The organism is Enterobacter sp. BIGb0383 (genome assembly GCF_003751845.1).
Classification (GTDB): Bacteria; Pseudomonadota; Gammaproteobacteria; order Enterobacterales; family Enterobacteriaceae; genus BIGb0383.
The window spans coordinates 1,329,783-1,349,412 of record NZ_RJKQ01000002.1; the positions used below are offsets into that span (position 1 = coordinate 1,329,783).

The window sequence follows — 19,630 nt, forward strand, 5'->3', positions numbered from 1 at the left end:
TATTAGCGCGTCGCGTTGCCCGGCGTCTTCATATAACGGAAGAAATCATTTTCCGGGCTGAGCACCATCACGTCCTGGTTGCTCTGGAAACTGTTTTCGTAAGCGCGCAGGCTACGGATAAAGGCATAGAAATCCGGATCCTGACTGAACGCATCGGCAAACAGTTTCGCCGCTTCGGCATCACCTTCACCGCGCAGGATAAGAGCCTGACGCTCAGATTCTGCCAGCGTTTTGGCGACTTCATAATCCGCAGAAGCCTGGATCTTCTCTTTCTCTTCTTCACCCTGAGAACGGTGGCGACGTGCGACCGCTTCACGCTCGGCGCGCATACGGCTGTAAATCGCCTCGGACACTTCGCTTGGCAGGTTGATCTGCTTGATACGCACATCCACCACTTCGATACCCAGCGCAGCCATACTGTTCGGGTTAATGACCGGCACTTTACCGTCGGTTTCCGCCGTGATCAGCTCCGCCGCTTTGGCGATAGCTTCATCGGCAGCCGGCGTACTGACTTCATCTTCCGTGCCGGCAGAACCGGAGTTCAGCGCGTCGCGCACTTCTACGGTCAGACGGCCGCGGGAATCGGTAACGATATCCTTCACGTCCAGACGACCAATTTCAGAACGCAGACGGTCAGAGAACTTACGTTTCAGCAGGACTTCGGCCTGGCTGACGTCACCGCCGCCGGTTGCCAGATAGTAACGGCTGAAGTCGCTGATACGCCACTTGATGTAGGAGTCAACGATCAGGTCTTTTTTCTCTTTGGTGACGAAACGATCGGCCTGGTTATCCATGGTCTGGATACGGGCATCGAGCGTCTTCACGGTTTCGATAAACGGGATCTTAAAGTGCAGACCCGGCTCGAATACCAGCGGTTTGTTTTCATCGTCACGTACTACTTTACTGAAGCGAAGCGTAATTCCGCGCTCGCCTTCTCTCACCACGAAGATAGAGGTATACAGCACTACCAGCACGATGATGATAATCGCTATAACTGACTTACGCATCGTTATTCTCCTGCACGCCGGTAGTCGTTACGCTGCGCGTTAACGCGGCGTTGGTCCATGATATCGCCCTGACTGGTGGACGATTGGGTATTTGCATCACTGCTGCCGGAAGAGGACGCAGGTGGCAGGCGCAACAGGTTGTTCGCACCACTGCTGTCACTCTTTGCCGCCGGTGCGTTGCCGCCCTTCAGCATTTGATCCAGCGGAAGCACCATCAGGTTGCCGCCTTTATCGTTAACCAGCACTTTGCGCGTATTGCTCAGCACTCTTTCCATGGTTTCGATATACAGACGCTCGCGGGTAATTTCCGGCGCGGCTTTATACTCTGGCAGGATGCGGGCAAAGCGCGCCACTTCACCCTGAGCTTCCAGGATAGTACGGGTACGATAAGCACGGCCCTCTTCAAGCTTACGCTGCGCCTGACCGTTTGCACGCGGCTGCACTTCGTTAGCATAGGCTTCTGCTTCACGGATCGACTGCTGTTCGTTTTCACGGGCAGAGATCGCATCATCAAATGCCGCCTGAACCGCTTCTGGCGGACGCGCCGCCTGGAAGTTGACGTCCAGCAGGGTGATACCCATGTTGTACGGACGAATCGTCTCTTCCAGCTCACGTTGAGTATCGCTACGAATAACGGTACGGCCTTCGGTCAGGATACGGTCCATGGTGTATTTACCGATAACACCACGCAGGGCGCTGTCGGTCGCCTGACGCAGGCTGTCATCAGCGCTGGTTACGCTGAACAGGTAGCTGCGCGGGTCGGTAATACGGTACTGAACGTTCATCTCGACGCGAACCACGTTCTCGTCGGAGGTCAGCATCACGCCGGAAGCAGCCAGTTCACGCACGGCCTCAACGTTGACCGCGGTCACTTCATCAACAAAGGTCGGTTTCCAGTTCAGACCCGGCTCAACCAGATGGCTGAACTGGCCAAAACGGGTCACAACACCGCGCTCCGCTTCTTTGATGGTATAGAAACCGCTGGCTGCCCAGATGATCACTACCGCTGCCGCAGCAATACTGACCACGCGTCCGCCAATCGGCGCACGCGGACCCGAATTACCACCGGAGCCGTTATTTCTTCCCCCGCCCAGACCACCGAGCTTTTTGCTCAGCTTGCGGAAGATATCATCCAGATCGGGCGGCCCCTGATCGCGACCGCCTTTATTTCCATTCCCCTCAGAGTTGCCGCCTGGTTTGCTGCTTCCCCACGGGTCGCGGTCCTGTCCGTTATTACCGGGCTGATTCCACGCCATGTTATGCTCCATATTCGTTATGCATTATTACCCCTTATTGTTCCGCTGCCACCTTGCTGCAGACTGAATAATGCGGGGTACCCTCAGAGGGATTACGATACTCAGGCAAATGTGCACTATCAGACAATATAGTCAGCCAGTGCCGGTTCTTGCTTACAGAGGCGACGCCAGTCGACGATGGGCATACGCACCTGTATGCCAACGCTGCCGTCATCCTCCATCCACTCTTTTTCTATCGCCTGAAGCTGATAAAACCGGCTTCTCAGTCGCCCTTCCCGGGGAGGTAAGCACAGCGTGTGCTGCGCGATTTCACCGGAAAGCAGCTCCGTCAAAGCCTGGAAAAGCAGTGGCACACCCACTCCGGTCTGCGCGGAAAGCCAGACCCGAATCGGTTTGTTCTCATCGTTCCTGTCGATACGCGGCACGAAATCGTCCAGCATATCGATTTTGTTCATCACCAGCAGGGTCGGTATCTCGTCCGCTTCAATCTCTTCGAGCACCGTGTTGACCGCGTCGATGTTCTCCTGCACCCGCAGGTCGGCGGCATCAATCACGTGCATCAGCAGCGTGGCCTGTCGGGTTTCCTGCAGCGTCGCTTTAAACGCCGCCACCAGATCGTGCGGAAGATGGCGAATAAAGCCAACGGTATCCGCAAGGACGGTTTCGCCCACGTCGGCGACGTCAATCCGCCGCAGCGTTGGGTCCAGCGTGGCAAACAGTTGGTCGGCCGCATACACCTGGGCGTTGGTTATCTGATTAAACAGCGTGGATTTTCCGGCGTTGGTATAGCCCACCAGCGAGACGGTGGGAACATCCGCTTTGGTACGGGATCGACGCCCCTGTTCACGTTGCTTCTCAACTTTTTCCAGGCGCGACAAAATCTGCATAATACGATTACGCAGCAAGCGACGGTCGGTTTCGAGCTGGGTTTCACCCGGGCCGCGCAAACCGATCCCGCCCTTTTGTCTTTCAAGGTGGGTCCAGCCACGTACCAGACGCGTAGCCAGGTGGCGCAGCTGCGCCAGTTCAACCTGCAGCTTACCTTCATGGGTACGCGCACGCTGGGCGAAAATATCCAGAATCAGACCGGTGCGGTCGATAACGCGACACTCGCACAGGCTTTCCAGGTTGCGTTCCTGGGCCGGGCTCAGGGCATGATCAAAGAGCACAACGGAGGCACCCGTTGCTTTTACGGCATCCGCAATTTCTTGTGCTTTACCTTCACCAACAAAATACTTGGGGTGCGGCGCTTTACGGCTACCGGTAATCACCTGCAATGCTTCGACACCGGAGGAAGAGACCAGAGCTTCAAACTCCTGGATATCTTCCATGTCTTTGTCTTGCGTAAACCAGATGTGCACCAGCACCGCCTGCTCACCGGCGTCATAACGGTCAAACAAGCGTTAATCCTCATAAAATACCAGCGGGGAACTGGTTAACCGGCTCCCCGACATGGATGGACAGCGATCAACCTTACTCGGAATCTTCGCTATCTTGCTGCGCCGTAGAAGAACCCTGCGCGTTGCTGCCGTGATAGTTACTGGAGCCGCCACCGGTCGCATTGTTGCTATGATGAGAAACCGGGCGTGACGGGACAACAGTAGAAATCGCGTGCTTATAGACCATCTGACTGACCGTGTTTTTCAACAGGATCACGAACTGATCGAAAGACTCAATCTGACCTTGCAGCTTAATACCATTCACCAAATAAATAGAAACTGGAACACGTTCCCGACGCAGTGCGTTGAGGAACGGATCTTGTAAAGATTGCCCCTTAGCCATTCTATCTTTTCCTTATATGCTTGTTTTGTACTTTGAACCCGAAGGCTCTGAAAACTGCGTAAAAATTTGCGCACGATACCGCTTAATTGTACACATTCAACCCGCGATAGCACCAACAACCTGTAACACGTCGTTGTAAGCCTGTTCCGGTTTTTCGCTGTCCAGCCAGTGGACGCCGTCCCAGCCCCGCAACCAGGTCATCTGTCGCTTGGCTAACTGCCTCGTCGCGCAAATACCTCTGTAAACCATTTCATCGTATCCGATCTCGCCTTCGAGGTAAGACCACATCTGGCGATAGCCGACACAACGAATGGAAGGCATGTCCGTATGCAAATCTCCGCGAGCAAAAAGCGCCCGCACTTCAGCTTCAAAATCTGAAGCCAACATCTGATGAAAACGCTGCTCAATGCGTTGATGGAGCACCTCACGACTCGCCGGAGCTATCGCAAATTGATGCACCTGGTACGGCAAAGCATCGCCTGACGTTTGCGTCAGTTCCGTTAAAGTTTTACCCGAAATGAAAAAAACTTCCAGTGCCCGGGAAAGCCTTTGCGGATCATTCGGATGAATGCGTGCTGCCGCGACCGGATCGATCGCCTGCAGTTGCTTATGTAACGCATCCCATCCCTGCTCTGCTGCCTGACGCTCAATGGTCGCTCTGACCTCAGGGTCCGCCGAGGGCAACGGCGACAACCCTTCCAACAACGCTTTGAAATACAACATGGTTCCGCCCACCAGCACGGGGATTCTCCCGGCTGCGGCGATCTCCGCCATCTCCCTCAGCGCATCCCGTCGAAAATCCGCCGCCGAATACGACTGAGCGGGGTCGAGAATGTCCATCAGCCGGTGCGGCGCAACGCGCTGTTCTTCGGCATCCGGCTTGGCGCTGCCGATATCCATACCTCGATAGATAAGGGCGGAATCCACACTAATCAACTCAATGGGCAAAACTTTCCGCAGCGCAATCGCCAGGGCGGTCTTACCCGAGGCCGTCGGCCCCATCAGAAAAATAGCCTTCGGCAGGCTGGCCTTACTCATATCACTCATCTTTCAGGGCATTTAACGCCGAGTGTAAATCAACAGGTTGCAACAGACCTCCCGGCGGCGACTTCACCAGCTGCGGGCATAAACGCTCCACGTCAGCCAGCAGGGCAATCGCCTGCGCCGTATTCCACTGCGCATGTTCACCGCGCAGATTACGCGCGATCCACTGTGCAATGTCGGCGGCATCAAACGTTGTCAGTTGCGCCAGGTAGCCTATCAGTTCAGGAATCAAGATTTGTAAATTTTGTTGGCGTAAGGGTAAAGGCACCGCCCGGATCGTCACGTGCTGGGCGTCGGCCTGGTACTCAATCCCCAACGTCGCCAGCGCCGACTGGGCGTTTTTCAACGCCGTCGACTCGGTCGCCGAAACGCTTAAGCGTACCGGGATCAGCAGCGGCTGGGCGCAAACCGGAGTGTTACCCGGCGTCAGCTGCGCCTGCCTTAGCCAGCGCTCCGCCACCGGCAGCGCCAGCAGGCTAAGGTGGCCGCCGCGCTCCAGCAGAGCGCAGTCAGGGGCGATAATCGCCAGCACCCGGCCAAAGCTCTGGCTGTGCCCGTCAAGGGCCGGTGCCGCAGGCGGCTGCCGTTCAGCAGTTTCCGTTACTGCGGCGGGCGTGTCCAGCAGCTGACGATAGAGCGCGCCCTGCTGTTTCTGGTAGCCCGGCTGCGCATTCGGCCAGCTGGCACCGCTGGCCGCCGGTCGCGAACCGGACGCGCTGCTACCGGCGGATGCGGTATAGCGCGGTGCGGCCGGTTCCCTGGCAGACTGCGGTTCAGCAAACTGGTTGCGTCCCGCCGCCACGCGGTTTTCCGGCACCGCACGCGGCGGCGGTGTCGGTTCGTCATCCAGCGGCAGAGGCGTCTCCAGCCGCTGTTGCAGGACGCTCAGCACGCCCTGGTAGATAAAATCATGCACCAGGCGGGACTGGTGGAAACGCACTTCGTGCTTGGCCGGATGGACGTTGACGTCCACCTGATGCGGATCGATATCCAGATAGAGCACAAAAGCCGGCTGGCGGTCTGCACCCAGCTTATCCTCGCAGGCCTGACGGATAGCATGGTTAATCAGCCGGTCGCGCATCATCCTGCCGTTGACGTAGCAGTACTGGATCTCAGCAAAGGCGCTGCTGGTCTGCTGCGGGTCTGCGACCCAGCCGCGCAGGGCCAGATCGCCGTGCTGCCACTCAATCGCCAGAGCCTGTTCAAGAAACGCCGTCCCGCAGATAGCGCCGAGGCGTCGCTCTTTCTGCCCGTCCTGGGACACGGCCCGGTACTGACGCACCGCTTTGCCGTTGTGGCTGAGATTGATGGTGACATCAAAACGCGCCAGCGCAATGCGGCGAATTATCTCGTCGATATGATTAAATTCGGTTTTTTCCGTGCGCATAAATTTGCGCCGCGCCGGGGTGTTGTAGAAGAGATCCAGCACTTCAAGGGTGGTGCCCACCGGATGGGCAGCCGGTTTGACCGTCACCGCCATCTCGCGCCCTTCCGCATAGGCCTGCCAGGCTTCCTGCTGGTCGGCGGTGCGCGAGGTCATCGTCAGACGGGAAACGGAGCTGATACTGGCCAGGGCTTCGCCGCGAAAACCGAGGCTGATAATCGCCTCAAGGTCGTCGAGCGAGGCAATTTTACTGGTAGCATGGCGCGCCAGCGCCAGGGCCAGCTCGTCTTTTTTGATGCCGCTGCCGTTATCGCGGATGCGGATCAGTTTTGCGCCACCGCGCTCAATATCGATGTCAATGCGGGTTGCGCCAGCGTCCAGGCTGTTTTCCACCAGCTCTTTCACCACCGACGCCGGACGCTCCACCACTTCGCCTGCGGCAATCTGGTTAGCAAGCTGCGGGGGTAAAACCTGAATGGGCATGAGATCTCCTTAATTAACCCTCGCGCCAGTGGAGGATTCCGCGCTGGCCGTCTGCGCCGCGCCGTCCTGCGGGCCTGACTGTATCGGATGCTTCACAAAATAGCCGCGCAGACCGCTGTAGATCGCCTCGGCTATTTGCTGCTGATAGCTGTCGCTGGCCAGCTGGCGCTCTTCGCCGGTGTTGCTGATAAAGCCGGTTTCCACCAGCACGGACGGAATATCCGGGGAGCGCAGAACGCCAAGGCTGGCGTGCTCCGGCCGGCGTTTATGCAGGTTACCGACTCGCCCAAGCTGGCCGAGCATACTGGTTGCCACATCATACCCGACGCGCTGGGAATGGCCGAACTGTAAATCCAGCACCGCCTGGCTCAGATACGGATCGGACTGGCTGTTGGCCAGCACGTCCCCCGCCCCGCCCAGCAGTTCGGACTGTTTCTCATGCTGCTCAAGCCAGCTGGCCATTTCACTGTTGGCACGGCGATTCGACAGCACCCACACCGAGGCCCCGGTGGCCTGGCGATTCGGGGCGGCATCCGCATGAATCGATACGAGGAAATGGGCATTCTGTTTGCGCGCTACGTCGGAGCGGCCCATTACCGAAATAAAGTAGTCGCCGTCACGGGTCAGGACGCCCTTAAACATCGGATCGGCATTGAGCAGCGTCCGCAATTTACGGGCGATGGCGATGGTGACGTTTTTCTCCTGGGTGCCGCCAGGACCGATAGCCCCGGGATCCTGTCCGCCGTGACCGGCATCGATAGCGATCACCACCTGACTGCCGGACGCCGGACGTGCCGACGCAGCGGGACGGGTTACCGTATTACTGCCGGTAACGCTGGTGATACGGTCGTTCTCGGACTTAAAGGGATTACGCGCGGGCTGTGCCGGGACCGGTGCCGGTTTGACGACCGGCGTTTCAACACGCTTCACTACAACGGGCGGCGGTGGTGGCGGTGCATCGGCATTGATCGTAAACACCACCGTATAATTTGCGCCGTTGCGCTGTTTGACCGCCCGCGTTTTGCCGTTCTGGGTGAGATCCACCACCAGCCGCAGAGAGCGGGCGTCTTTCGCCGCGCCGGAGCGAATACTTTTCACCAGATTGTCGCCGCTAAACTGCAGCGGCAGCCCCTGAATCACGCCGGTTTGCTGGATATCCAGCGCCACGCTGCGCTTATCAATCTGCGAAAAGGCGTATTCAGGATCGCCGAGAAAACTAAAGGTGATGCGGGCCTGGCGATCCTCGTTGGAGACCTGGATATCGGACAAACTGGCCGCGCTGGCCGACAGGCTCAGCAGCATGAGCGCCAGGACTGCGGCAGCAGCCCGACGAATACACTTTGTTACGCGATACATCATCCCGCTTCCCCTTCGGTTAACCGGCTAAACGCGCCAGCATGGCATCACCCGCCGGGGAGACGGCGGTCACCCGCGCCTCGCGCCCCTGCGCCTGGTAGTCCAGGTGTATTTCAATATCCGGCTCCGGCAACACGCCGGTCCCCTGCTGGGGCCACTCGACCAGGCAAATCGCATCGCTGGTGAAATAGTCGCGAATACCCATAAACTCCAGTTCTTCCGGATCGGCAAGACGGTAGAGATCGAAGTGGTACACCATCAGCGACTCGAGGGTGTAAGGCTCAACGAGGGTGTAGGTCGGGCTTTTGACGTTGCCCTTATGTCCCAGCGCCTGGAGGAAACCCCGGCTGAAGGTGGTTTTACCCGCGCCAAGATCGCCATAAAGATAAATTACCGCCGAGCCGCCGCAGGCCTGCGCCATATGCAGACCGAGATCCAGCGTCGCCTGTTCGTCGGCTAAAGGAATTACTCGATTAATCATGTTCTGTATCAGTCACTTCAGGGTTAACAACTCGCCGTAGCGCGACAAAAAGATCCGTTGCCAGCATCCCGCGGGTGCCCGCCGCTGCCAGCCTGTCCGCCGCCGCGCCGTGAACCACGCAGCCCGCGCAGGCCGCATCATAGAGGGACAGTTTTTGCCCCAGCAGCGCGCCGATAATACCGGTGAGCACATCGCCCATGCCGCCGCTTGCCATGCCCGCGTTACCGGCATCAATAATGCCCGCCTCGCCGTTTTCGCTCGCCACCACCGTACCAGCACCTTTCAGCACCACAACGCCGCCGTACTGTTTTACCAGACGCCGGGCCGACTGTAAGCGGTCACTCTCTATTTCCGCCACGCTGCATTTCAGCAGGCGTGCGGCTTCGCCGGGATGCGGCGTCAGCACCCGATTGTGACCTGTATCCGGATTGATTGCCAGAAGGTTAAGCGCATCCGCATCCCATAGCATCGGTTTGTTAAAATTCGCCAGCCGCTGCAGGGCATTCTGCCCCCATTCCTGCTGGCCAAGACCGGGGCCAATCGCCACCACATCCGCCCACTCCAGGGCATCATCCAGCGACTGCGGCGTCAGCTCGTGGACCATCAGTTCCGGTCTCGCGGTCAGCAGCGGCGCTCTGTTCTCCGGGCGCGTCAGGACGCGTACCAGTCCAGCCCCGGTTCGCAAGGCCGCTTCTCCGGCCATCAGGATCGCCCCGGCCGTGCCGCTATCGCCGCCAATCACCACCAGCCTGCCGTGATCGCCTTTATGCGAGGTGGCGCGACGCGGCGGCAGCCAGCCGACAAGCTGCGAGGCGTCATAGCGATGCAGTTGCGTTGTCTGACCGGCAAGCCAGGCTTCAAGCCCCAGAGCATGATGATGGAGCTGACCCACCCAGTCGCGGGCTTTGCCGGTCAGCAGCCCCGGCTTAAGCGCGATGAAGGCCACCGTATGGGCAGCGTTAATCACCGCGCCTGGCACGGTGCCGGTTTGCGCATTGAGCCCGGAGGGAATATCCAGCGCCACCACCTTCGCCGGATGGGCGTTAGCACGTTCAATCAGCCGGGAAACGGGTTCGCGGGGTGCCTGCTTCAGGCCGGTGCCCAGCAGCGCATCGATAATCAGATCCACATCGTCAGGCCAGGGAACATCCGGCGCGTGGGGCGTGCCACCGGCATTGAGCCAGGCCTCGCGGGCTTCCGTCGCTTCTTCCGGGCGGGGTTTGTCGCTCTCCTGAGCCAGGAGCGTGACCTGAATGCCCGCCGCCGCGGCCAGCCGCGCCACCACGTAACCGTCACCGCCGTTATTACCGTGGCCGCAGAGCACCAGCCAGTGCCGGGCATTCGGATAGCATGCGATCGCCACGTCAAAGGCCGCCTGACCGGCCCGCAGCATCAGTTCATACAGGGTAATACCCAGGCTGTCTGCCGCCGCTTTTTCAGCGCGACGCAGGTCATCCGCAGGCCAGATGGAATGTGGTATACTGGTGGGGTTTTTCGTCATGGTATGGTCCGTCATGTCACAGCCCCTCGATCTCAATGAATTAGCACAGCAAATAAAACAGTGGGGCACTGAACTCGGCTTTCAGCAGGTCGGTATCACCGATACCGATCTCAGCGCCAGCGAACCCCGTCTGCAGGCGTGGCTGGATAAACAATACCACGGCGAGATGGAGTGGATGGCGCGTCATGGCATGATGCGCGCACGCCCTCACGAACTGCTTCCCGGTACCCTGCGCGTGATAAGCGTCAGGATGAACTATCTCCCCGCCAATGCGGCCTTTGCCAGCACCCTGAAAAACCCGGCGCTGGGCTATGTCAGCCGATATGCCCTCGGGCGTGATTATCACAAGCTGCTGCGCAACCGGCTTAAAAAGCTCGGCGAAATGATCCAGGAACAGTGTTCTTCGCTGAATTTTAGACCCTTTGTCGATTCCGCGCCTATCCTGGAGCGCCCGCTGGCCGAAAAAGCCGGGCTGGGCTGGACGGGTAAGCACTCACTTATCCTCAGCCGCGACGCCGGGTCGTTTTTCTTCCTTGGCGAGCTGCTGATCGATCTCCCGCTGCCCATAGACAGCCCGGTTGAAGAGGGCTGCGGACGCTGCGTGGCCTGTATGACCATCTGCCCGACCGGTGCGATTGTCGAGCCCTACACCGTCGACGCCCGCCGCTGTATCTCCTATCTGACCATCGAGCTGGAAGGTGCGATCCCGGAAGCCTTCCGCCCATTGATGGGCAACCGTATCTACGGCTGCGACGACTGTCAGCTGATTTGCCCGTGGAACCGTTTTTCACAGCTCACCGCCGAGGATGATTTCAGCCCGCGTAAGGCGCTGCACGCCCCGGAGCTGATTGAGCTGTTCGCCTGGACCGAAGCGTATTTCCTCAAGGTCACCGAAGGCTCGGCCATCCGCCGTATTGGCCACCTGCGCTGGCTGCGGAATATCGCCGTCGCGCTGGGGAATGCGCCCTGGGATGACGCGAATATTCGTGCCCTTGAGCAGCGTCAGGGTGAGCACCCACTTCTCGATGAACATATAGACTGGGCGATTGCGCAGCAGATTGAGAAGCGACAGGCCTGCGTAGTCGAGGTGCAAACCTCACAAAAACAGCGTCTGGTCAGGGTGATTGAAAAGGGATTACCGCGGGACGCCTGAGGCATCCACAGCCTGTGAATAAAATTAAAAACACTTGTGATTCAAAGCGCCCAAATTCGTCAAGCGATCTCTATAGCATTTTTGAATTGAAATTTTAATAAACAATTCAATGAGTTATAAGAATACTCTTCACCGTGCGAATATTTTTGGCTTTTCAGAATAGCGACAGGGTTGTGGATAAGTCTGTTCACAAGAGTGTGTCAGGGATGAAACAAATCGCCCCCAATGCGCTATGGCACTGTGGATGACGTTTAAAGAGGACGAAATTTGGAGCGGGAAACGAGACTCGAACTCGCGACCCCGACCTTGGCAAGGTCGTGCTCTACCAACTGAGCTATTCCCGCTTATTTTGCTTTCAGACCGTTGCTGCCTGAAACATGACTTCTGGATGGTACTGCCTTTCGGCTTTCAAATTTGGAGCGGGAAACGAGACTCGAACTCGCGACCCCGACCTTGGCAAGGTCGTGCTCTACCAACTGAGCTATTCCCGCTTATCTTGCTTTCAGACCGTTATTGTCTGAAACATGACATCTGGATGGTGCTGCCTTTCGGCTTTCAAATTTTGGAGCGGGAAACGAGACTCGAACTCGCGACCCCGACCTTGGCAAGGTCGTGCTCTACCAACTGAGCTATTCCCGCTTATCTATGTTTTTCAGTAAATTAACCCGAAAATCATGGATTTCGTGATTTGCATTTCTGCTTCGTCACGGGAGGCGCATTATACGAGAAATCCTTTTTGCTGCAAGCCCCTGAAAGCATTTTTTTGTTTTTTTTGTTCAAGTGCTGAATTAATCAGCAGAACGGTTATTTTAACATCAGAGATGAATATATTTCGTACTGAATGCCCGGCAGACGCTTTCTGCCGGGCATTCCACTACAGCTGAATAAAATGCTCGCGATAGTAAGAAAGCTCTGCCACCGACTCACGGATGTCATCCATGGCCTGGTGGGTGCCCTGTTTTTTAAAGCCGGGCAGGATCTCAGGCTTCCAGCGACGGGCCAGCTCTTTCAAAGTGCTGACGTCGAGGTAGCGGTAGTGGAAGTACGCTTCCAGTTCCGGCATGTACTTAAACAGAAAGCGACGGTCCTGACCGATACTGTTGCCACAAATCGGCGATTTTCCTGCCGGTACCCAGGTTTTCAGGAATTCGATGGTCGCCAGCTCCGCGGCACGGTCATCGAACGGACTGGCTTTCACGCGCTCTACCAGGCCGCTTCCGGTATGGGTACGCACGTTCCAGTCGTCCATCAGCGCCATCTGCTCTGCGGACTGATGCACGGCCATTACCGGCCCTTCCGCCAGAATATTGAGGTTGGCATCGGTCACCAGGGTGGCGATTTCGATAATGCGATCGCGCTCCGGGTCCAGCCCGGTCATCTCCAGATCGATCCAAATGAGGTTGTTTTCATTTGCACTCATGCTATTTTCCACCCTTCTCGCATAACCAGTCTCATCTGGTTAACTAGTATTGATTAGCGTGTATCATAGAGGTTTTGCCCATCCGGGGCGACCAGGAGCCAGCACGATTGAGTAAAAATAAACTCTCCATAGGCCAGCAGCGCCGCGTTAAAGCCAACCATCAGCGGCGGCTTAAGCAGGGCACGGAGAAAAAAGATTTCGATGACAACCTGTTCGGCGAAATTGCTGAAGGGATGGTTATCAGCCGCTTCGGGATGCATGCTGACGTAGAATCTGCCGATGGCGAGGTTCACCGCTGCAATATCCGACGCACCATCCGTTCGCTGGTTACCGGCGACCGCGTCCTGTGGCGGCCGGGCAAAGCCGCCGCGGAAGGCGTGAACGTTAAGGGTATCGTCGAAGCAGTGCACGATCGCACCTCGGTACTGACGCGTCCGGACTTCTATGACGGCGTGAAACCGATCGCCGCCAATATCAACCAGATCGTGATCGTTTCCGCTATTTTACCGGAGCTGTCGCTGAATATTATCGACCGCTATCTGGTGGCCTGCGAGGCGCTCGGCGTCGATCCGCTGATCGTCCTGAACAAAATCGATCTGCTGGATGACGAAGGCATGAAGTTCGTTAATGAGCAGATGGATATCTATCGCAACATTGGCTATAGCGTCCTGATGGTCTCCAGCCATACTCAGAATGGCCTTGAACCGCTGGAAACGGCGCTGACGGACCGTATCAGCATCTTCGCCGGGCAGTCCGGGGTGGGTAAATCCAGCCTGCTGAATGCCCTGCTGGGGCTGCAGGAAGAGATCCTGACCAACGACGTCTCTGACGGTTCCGGTCTGGGCCAGCACACCACCACCGCCGCCCGTCTCTATCACTTCCCTCACGGTGGCGATGTGATCGACTCCCCCGGCGTGCGTGAATTTGGTCTCTGGCACCTTGAGCCGGAACAAATCACCGACGGCTTTGTCGAATTCCATGACTATCTGGGCACCTGCAAATATCGTGACTGCAAACACGATAACGACCCGGGCTGCGCCATCCGCGAAGCGGTAGAAGCCGGCCGAATTGCCGAAACACGTTTCGAAAACTATCACCGCATCCTGGAAAGTATGTCGCAGGTAAAAACGCGTAAAAACTTTTCGGATAGCGGAGGCTGACGGATACAGTCTCGCCTGAATCCACAGCAATCTTCGACACGGGGAGAAAAATGGGCGGGCGAGATTGGCTGTTACGCCGCGCATCGTTACAATCGTCCCCTTTTTTTCAGGACCCGGGGCTCGCATGAAGGCGGGCCTGGAATGATACAACACTGGCCTGGAGGCTATTTTGTTAAACGACCTTAAACTTTCGCTGCAATACCTTCTGCCGAAGCTGTGGCTGACTCGCCTGGCTGGCTGGGGCGCAAGCAAGCGCGCAGGATGGCTGACCAAAGCGGTTATCGATCTGTTTGTTAAAGTCTATAAAGTCGATATGAAAGAGGCGCAGAAGCCGGATACCGCCAGCTACCGCACCTTTAACGACTTCTTTGTTCGTCCCCTGCGCGACGACGTCCGTCCGCTGGACACCGACCCGAGCGTGCTGGTGATGCCGGCCGACGGCGTGATCAGCCAGCTGGGCGCTATCGACAACGATAAAATTCTGCAGGCCAAAGGCCATAACTACAGCCTGGAAGCGCTGCTGGCGGGCAACTACCTGATGGCGGACCTGTTCCGCAACGGTAGCTTTGTCACCACCTACCTGTCGCCACGCGACTACCACCGCGTGCATATGCCGTGTAACGGTATTCTGCGCGAAATGATCTACGTTCCCGGCGACCTGTTCTCCGTGAACCATCTGACCGCGCAGAACGTCCCGAACCTGTTTGCCCGTAACGAGCGCGTCATCTGCCTGTTCGATACTGAATTTGGCCCGATGGCGCAGATTCTGGTCGGTGCGACCATCGTCGGCAGCATCGAAACCGTCTGGGCGGGAACCATCACGCCGCCGCGTGAAGGCGTCATCAAACGCTGGACCTGGCCTGCCGGCGAGAGCGAAGGCGCGGTTGCGCTGCTCAAAGGTCAGGAAATGGGCCGCTTTAAGCTGGGTTCAACCGTGATCAACCTGTTTGCACCGGGCAAAGTTAACCTGGTCGAGCAGCTGCAGAGCCTCTCTGCTACCCGTATCGGTCAGCCGCTGGCGCTCTCCACCGAAGCGGTTGTGGTTCCGGCCGTGCCTTCAGAAGAGCCGAAGGCCGAGCCTGAAGCCAACCCGTAAGACGACAGTTAATCACAGTAAAAAAGGTATAACGACGTGCGCCTGATTCTCATTTTCCTGATGGCCCTGAGCCTCAGCCTGGGGGCGCACGCCGCCGCTATCCCTGACGCGAAACAAATTACCCAGGAGCTGGAGCAGGTCAAATCGGCAAAGAATATGCCGAATCAGGCCGAAGCCGTCGAAGCGCTCCAGTCCGCGCTGAATGCGCTGGAGGAGCGTAAAGCCTCCCTTGAGCGCGCTGCACAGTATCAGCAGGTGATCGACAACTTCCCCAAACTCTCCCGTACCCTGCGTCAGCAGATTGCCAGCCTGCGCGATGAACCGCGCCAGGTGCCCACCGGGATGAACAGCGATACGCTGAATCAGGAGATCCTGCAGGTCAGCAGCCAGCTGCTGGAGCAGACCCGCGTGGCGCAGCAGGAGCAGGAGCGTACCCGCGAAATCAGCGACTCCCTGAGCCAGCTACCGCAGCAGCAGACCGATGCCCGCCGCCAGCTGAGCGACGTTGAGCGACGCATTGGCACCCAGACCAGCAATACCCCGCTGGCCCAGGCGCAGAACCTTGGCCTGATGGCGGAAGCCGCCAAATTAAAAGCGCTGGTGGATGAGCTGGAGCTGGCGCAGCTGTCGGCCAACAATCGTCAGGAACTGGCGCGAATGCGCGGCGAAATGGCGCAAAAAGAGGGCGAACAGCTGGATGCTTACCTGCAAGGGTTGCGGAACCAGCTGAACAGCCAGCGCCAGCGCGAAGCGGAAAAAGCGCTGGAAGTCACCGAACTGCTGGCGGAAAACAATGCCGATCTGCCGCCGGATATTCTTAACCAGTTTAAAGTCAACCGCGAGCTGTCCCAGGCCCTGAACCAGCAGGCCCAGCGGATGGATCTGGTCGATTCCCAGCAGCGCCAGGCCGCGAACCAGACGCTGCAGGTGCGTCAGGCCCTGAATACCCTGCGCGAGCAGGCGCAGTGGCTGGGCATGTCCAATATGCTGGGCGAGGCGCTGCGCGCCCAGGTGGCCCGCCTGCCGGAAATGCCCAAGCCGCAGCAGCTCGATACCGAAATGGCTCAGCTGCGCGTACACCGTATGCGCTATGAAGACCTGCTCAATAAGCAGCCTCAGCTGCGGCAGATCCATCAGGCCGACGGCCAGCCGCTGACCTCTGAGCAGCGGCGCATTCTTGATGCCCAGCTGCGCACCCAGCGCGAGCTGCTCAACTCTCTGCTGCAGGGCGGGGATACGCTGATTCTGGAGCTGACCAAGCTTAAAGTCTCGAACAGCCAGCTGGAAGACGCCCTGAAAGAGGTCAATGAAGCCACCCATCGTTATCTGTTCTGGACCGCCGACGTCAGCCCTCTGACCCTGTCGTGGCCGATTGATATCGTTCAGGATCTGCGCCGTCTGATCTCGCTCGATACCTTTAGTCAGCTGGGTAAAGCCAGCGTGATGATGCTCACCAGCAAAGAGACCCTGTTCCCGCTGTTTGCCGCGCTGGTGCTGGTCAGTTTTAGCCTCTATTCGCGCAAGCACTTTACCCGCTTCCTTGAACGCTCCGCGTCCCGGGTCGGTAAAGTGACCCAGGACCACTTCCGCCTGACGCTGCGCACCGTCTTCTGGTCAATTCTGGTGGCCTCACCGCTGCCGGTGCTGTGGGCCACGCTGGGCTACGGGCTACAGGCTGCCTGGCCTTATCCGCTGGCGGTTGCTATCGGCGACGGCGTCACCGCCACGGTGCCGCTGTTGTGGGTAGTGATGATTTGCGCCACCTTCGCCCGACCAAACGGCCTGTTCAGCGCCCACTTCGGCTGGCCGCGCAGTCGCGTTTCCCGCGCCATGCGCTATTACCTGATGAGCATCGGCCTGATCGTGCCGCTGATTATGGCGCTGATCATGTTTGATAATCTCAACGATCGTGAGTTCTTCGGATCGCTCGGCAGGCTGTGCTTTATTCTGATCTGCGGCGCGCTGGCGATCGTGACCCTGAGCCTCAAGCGAGCGGGGATCCCGCTGTACGTCGACAAAGAGGGCAGCAGCGACAATATGGTGAATAACCTATTGTGGAACCTGCTGATCGGCGCGCCTCTGGTGGCGATGCTGGCCGCGATGACGGGCTACCTGGCGACCTCGCAGGCGCTGCTGGCCCGTCTGGAAACCTCCGTCGCCATCTGGTTCCTGCTGCTGGTGATCTACCATGTGATCCGCCGCTGGATGCTGATCCAGCGCCGCCGTCTGGCGTTCGATCGCGCCCGTCACCGTCGGGCGGAAATTCTTGCCCAGCGCGCACGCGGTGAAGAGGAACCAACCCATAACCTCAGCCTCGAAGGCGCCGTGGAGATCGATGAAAGCGAAGTCGATCTCGATACCATCAGTACCCAGTCCCTGCGTCTGGTGCGCTCAATCCTGATGCTGATCGCCCTGCTGTCGGTGATCGTGCTGTGGTCGGAAATCCATTCCGCCTTCGCCTTCCTGGAGAATATCTCCCTGTGGGATGTCACCTCCACCGTGCAGGGCGTTGAAAGCCAGCTGCCGATCACGCTCGGGGCGGTGCTGATTGCGATTCTGGTGTTTATTATCACCGCCCAGCTGGTGCGCAATCTCCCGGCGCTGCTGGAGCTGGCGCTGCTTCAGCACCTCTCGCTGACGCCGGGCACCGGTTACGCCATTACCACCATCACCAAATATTTGCTGATGCTGATTGGCGGGCTGATGGGCTTCTCGATGATTGGGATTGAGTGGTCAAAACTGCAGTGGCTGGTCGCCGCACTGGGTGTGGGTCTGGGCTTTGGTCTGCAGGAGATCTTCGCCAACTTTATCTCCGGCCTGATTATTCTGTTTGAGAAACCGATTCGTATCGGCGATACGGTCACGATCCGTGACCTTACCGGCAGCATCACCAAAATCAATACCCGCGCCACCACCATCAGCGACTGGGACCGCAAAGAGATTATCGTGCCGAACAAGGCCTTTATCACCGAGCAGTTTATTAACTGGTCCCTGTCGGATTCAGTGACGCGTGTGGTGCTAACGGTACCGGCCCCTTCCGATGCCAACAGCGAAGAGGTGACGCAAATCCTGGAGACCGCCGCAGAGCGCTGTTCGCTGGTGATCGATACGCCCGCACCGGAGGTCTTCCTGGTCGATCTTCAGCAGGGGATTCAGATTTTCGAACTGCGTATTTATGCCGCCGAAATGGGGCATCGTATGCCGCTGCGCCACGAAATCCACCAGCTGATCCTGGCCGGTTTCCGCGAGCATGGTATCGATATGCCGTTCCCGCCGTTCCAGATGCGTCTGGAAACCATGAACGGAAAACAGACGGGGAAAACGCTCTCCTCTGCGGGCAGACGCCCGGCAGGCAGCCTGTAACCCCACCATTAACGCCCGCTCAGCGGGCGTTAATGGCAATGCTGCCGATAAAATTTCAGGATTTTGCCGGACGTAAATTCCGACTGTTCAAAACCTGTCAGCACTCGCTGAAAAACGGCTTCCTGCATATCAACATGTTGAATCAATTCCCCACTTTGCTCTCTGGAAACGACATTTGGTACTTTCCAGATAATCGCATCGCCGTAATAAACATAGCTATCATGACGAACAAAAGGGTGCTCACCTGCACTTAGGATACACGCAGGGTCGTGATAAGCCGGGGTTGGATAAACCGTTGAGATATTGACAACCAACACGCAATCACAGCCATGCACAGGGTGAAAAACGGGAGCGTTACAGACAATGTGAAGATGATTGGCCCCACCAACAGGCGCAAGGACTGTGCCTTTCCTGTATGGTGAGTACGCCATTATTATGCAAGCTCAGAGCTGAATTGTTTCAGGAGACCACGCTCACGCATTCTTTGCACCAGCGCATTCGCCTCTCCCTCCGACTTCCCACCTGCCATAAATATTGCTTTTGGACTTATCGGAGCCGAAGAGTCGTGCGGATCCTGCCACTCAGGACAAATACGATGCGTTAAATCGCAAAGTTCAAAACGCTTATAGTGCCCGTATTCTGCAAACACTTTGTCGAGGATTCTTTTGTCAGCACGACTCAATTCGTCAAATGCGTCGTCATCAAGACCATGAACTGGTTTTTTGATAGAAACTTCATAGTTTGATTCTCCGGCAATCCAGTCATCCCAGGGAGACTCTTCCTCCTGGCTACCGGATTTAAGCAGGTCATAAGTACGCGATAAAACAGGGCCATGATTCATCGATACAGCCCGGTCACCGGTCATTGAGTCACCATAGCTGAGAAGATATTCACGATCGGCGAGGTAAAGCAATTTCATGAGCTTGATATACGCCATGCGCCCACCGCGTTTAAACAGTAGGTAGCCTGCCATCTGAGCAGTTTTAATTTCGCTATACATACGTCAACCTCCTTGATTACCTTTCAGGCAATCTTTGGTTAGATTATGAGTATTGGTCAAATGGGAGTCAATCCGGCAGCGCGGCCTTTATTTGAGAGGGAAACTAAACTCAGAACCTGCCCGAGCAGAAAATGTAAATGCAAT

16 protein-coding genes and 3 tRNA genes are annotated in these 19,630 nt (G+C 57.4%); 4 read left to right on the plus strand and 15 right to left on the minus strand.

Going from position 1 to position 19,630, the window contains the following annotated elements; translation table 11 throughout:
- Positions 1-2: 2 nt before the first annotated feature.
- The 9 genes from hflC to nnr form a co-directional block, all read right to left on the minus strand.
- Positions 3-1,007, minus strand: coding sequence for a protease modulator HflC (hflC, locus tag EDF81_RS14650; protein ID WP_123348847.1), 1,005 nt, complete (start codon positions 1,005-1,007; stop codon positions 3-5).
- Positions 1,008-1,009: 2 nt separating this feature from the next.
- Positions 1,010-2,263 (minus strand): FtsH protease activity modulator HflK, encoded by a 1,254-nt coding sequence (gene hflK, locus EDF81_RS14655; RefSeq protein WP_123348848.1) that lies wholly within the window; start codon positions 2,261-2,263, stop codon positions 1,010-1,012.
- A 119-nt stretch (positions 2,264-2,382) separates the two neighbouring features.
- Positions 2,383-3,663, minus strand: coding sequence for a ribosome rescue GTPase HflX (hflX, locus tag EDF81_RS14660; protein WP_123348849.1), 1,281 nt, complete (start codon positions 3,661-3,663; stop codon positions 2,383-2,385).
- 73 nt (positions 3,664-3,736) lie between these two features.
- Positions 3,737-4,045: an RNA chaperone Hfq gene (hfq, locus tag EDF81_RS14665; protein WP_123348850.1), complete on the minus strand. Its 309-nt coding sequence runs from the start codon at positions 4,043-4,045 to the stop codon at positions 3,737-3,739.
- A gap of 96 nt (positions 4,046-4,141) precedes the next feature.
- Entirely contained in the window at positions 4,142-5,092 is a 951-nt protein-coding gene (gene miaA, locus EDF81_RS14670) for a tRNA (adenosine(37)-N6)-dimethylallyltransferase MiaA (protein ID WP_123348851.1), read from the minus strand.
- Positions 5,085-6,956 (minus strand): DNA mismatch repair endonuclease MutL, encoded by a 1,872-nt coding sequence (gene mutL, locus EDF81_RS14675; RefSeq protein ID WP_123348852.1) that lies wholly within the window; start codon positions 6,954-6,956, stop codon positions 5,085-5,087. The genes miaA and mutL overlap by 8 nt, the downstream gene beginning before the upstream one ends.
- A gap of 9 nt (positions 6,957-6,965) precedes the next feature.
- Positions 6,966-8,315, minus strand: coding sequence for an N-acetylmuramoyl-L-alanine amidase AmiB (gene amiB / locus EDF81_RS14680; protein WP_123348853.1), 1,350 nt, complete (start codon positions 8,313-8,315; stop codon positions 6,966-6,968).
- A gap of 16 nt (positions 8,316-8,331) precedes the next feature.
- The gene (tsaE, locus tag EDF81_RS14685; RefSeq protein ID WP_123348854.1) at positions 8,332-8,793 is read right to left on the minus strand and encodes a tRNA (adenosine(37)-N6)-threonylcarbamoyltransferase complex ATPase subunit type 1 TsaE; all 462 of its coding nucleotides are present in this window, start codon (positions 8,791-8,793) and stop codon (positions 8,332-8,334) included.
- Positions 8,786-10,309 carry a bifunctional ADP-dependent NAD(P)H-hydrate dehydratase/NAD(P)H-hydrate epimerase gene (gene nnr, locus EDF81_RS14690; RefSeq protein WP_123348855.1) on the minus strand — a complete coding sequence of 508 codons (1,524 nt, stop codon included), beginning with the start codon at positions 10,307-10,309 and terminating at the stop codon, positions 8,786-8,788. Before nnr ends, tsaE begins: the two co-directional genes overlap by 8 nt.
- On the opposite strand from nnr, the gene queG reads away from it, so the two are divergent.
- Positions 10,308-11,447: a tRNA epoxyqueuosine(34) reductase QueG gene (queG, locus tag EDF81_RS14695; RefSeq protein ID WP_148049931.1), complete on the plus strand. Its 1,140-nt coding sequence runs from the start codon at positions 10,308-10,310 to the stop codon at positions 11,445-11,447. The two genes, nnr and queG, sit on opposite strands and share 2 nt — an antisense overlap.
- 268 nt (positions 11,448-11,715) lie before the next feature.
- On the opposite strand, the gene EDF81_RS14700 is transcribed toward queG, so the two are convergent.
- The 4 genes from EDF81_RS14700 to orn all read right to left on the minus strand — a co-directional run bounded on the left by EDF81_RS14700 (position 11,716) and on the right by orn (position 12,867).
- Positions 11,716-11,791, minus strand: a tRNA-Gly gene (locus EDF81_RS14700).
- 71 nt (positions 11,792-11,862) lie between these two features.
- Positions 11,863-11,938 (minus strand) — tRNA-Gly (locus tag EDF81_RS14705).
- 72 nt (positions 11,939-12,010) lie between these two features.
- A tRNA-Gly gene (locus tag EDF81_RS14710) sits at positions 12,011-12,086 on the minus strand.
- 235 nt (positions 12,087-12,321) lie between these two features.
- Positions 12,322-12,867, minus strand: coding sequence for an oligoribonuclease (gene orn, locus EDF81_RS14715; RefSeq protein ID WP_123348856.1), 546 nt, complete (start codon positions 12,865-12,867; stop codon positions 12,322-12,324).
- Between the two features lie 107 nt (positions 12,868-12,974).
- Between orn and rsgA the strand changes: the two genes are divergently transcribed.
- The 3 genes from rsgA (at position 12,975) to mscM (ending at position 18,486) form a co-directional block, all read left to right on the plus strand.
- Positions 12,975-14,027: a small ribosomal subunit biogenesis GTPase RsgA gene (rsgA, locus tag EDF81_RS14720; RefSeq protein ID WP_184999499.1), complete on the plus strand. Its 1,053-nt coding sequence runs from the start codon at positions 12,975-12,977 to the stop codon at positions 14,025-14,027.
- A 169-nt stretch (positions 14,028-14,196) separates the two neighbouring features.
- Positions 14,197-15,123: an archaetidylserine decarboxylase gene (gene asd / locus EDF81_RS14725; RefSeq protein ID WP_123348857.1), complete on the plus strand. Its 927-nt coding sequence runs from the start codon at positions 14,197-14,199 to the stop codon at positions 15,121-15,123.
- 36 nt (positions 15,124-15,159) lie between these two features.
- A complete protein-coding gene (mscM, locus tag EDF81_RS14730) occupies positions 15,160-18,486 on the plus strand; it encodes a miniconductance mechanosensitive channel MscM (protein ID WP_123348858.1) in 3,327 nt (1,108 codons plus the stop codon).
- Positions 18,487-18,515: 29 nt separating this feature from the next.
- On the opposite strand, the gene EDF81_RS14735 is transcribed toward mscM, so the two are convergent.
- Both EDF81_RS14735 and EDF81_RS14740 read right to left on the minus strand, forming a co-directional pair.
- Positions 18,516-18,803, minus strand: coding sequence for a hypothetical protein (locus tag EDF81_RS14735; protein ID WP_260232709.1), 288 nt, complete (start codon positions 18,801-18,803; stop codon positions 18,516-18,518).
- Positions 18,804-18,919: 116 nt separating this feature from the next.
- Positions 18,920-19,486 carry a Panacea domain-containing protein gene (locus tag EDF81_RS14740; protein ID WP_123348860.1) on the minus strand — a complete coding sequence of 189 codons (567 nt, stop codon included), beginning with the start codon at positions 19,484-19,486 and terminating at the stop codon, positions 18,920-18,922.
- Positions 19,487-19,630 lie beyond the last annotated feature (144 nt).

Bases quoted from the DNA above. Each gene is read 5' to 3' on its own strand.
- hflC (WP_123348847.1), bottom strand. From the start codon at position 1,007: ATGCGTAAGTCAGTTATAGCGATTATCATCATCGTGCTGGTAGTGCTG.
- hflK (WP_123348848.1), bottom strand. From the start codon at position 2,263: ATGGCGTGGAATCAGCCCGGTAATAACGGACAGGACCGCGACCCGTGG.
- hfq (WP_123348850.1), bottom strand. From the start codon at position 4,045: ATGGCTAAGGGGCAATCTTTACAAGATCCGTTCCTCAACGCACTGCGT.
- miaA (WP_123348851.1), bottom strand. From the start codon at position 5,092: ATGAGTGATATGAGTAAGGCCAGCCTGCCGAAGGCTATTTTTCTGATG.
- mutL (WP_123348852.1), bottom strand. From the start codon at position 6,956: ATGCCCATTCAGGTTTTACCCCCGCAGCTTGCTAACCAGATTGCCGCA.
- amiB (WP_123348853.1), bottom strand. From the start codon at position 8,315: ATGATGTATCGCGTAACAAAGTGTATTCGTCGGGCTGCTGCCGCAGTC.
- tsaE (WP_123348854.1), bottom strand. From the start codon at position 8,793: ATGATTAATCGAGTAATTCCTTTAGCCGACGAACAGGCGACGCTGGAT.
- queG (WP_148049931.1), top strand. From the start codon at position 10,308: ATGTCACAGCCCCTCGATCTCAATGAATTAGCACAGCAAATAAAACAG.
- nnr (WP_123348855.1), bottom strand. From the start codon at position 10,309: ATGACGGACCATACCATGACGAAAAACCCCACCAGTATACCACATTCC.
- orn (WP_123348856.1), bottom strand. From the start codon at position 12,867: ATGAGTGCAAATGAAAACAACCTCATTTGGATCGATCTGGAGATGACC.
- EDF81_RS14740 (WP_123348860.1), bottom strand. From the start codon at position 19,486: ATGTATAGCGAAATTAAAACTGCTCAGATGGCAGGCTACCTACTGTTT.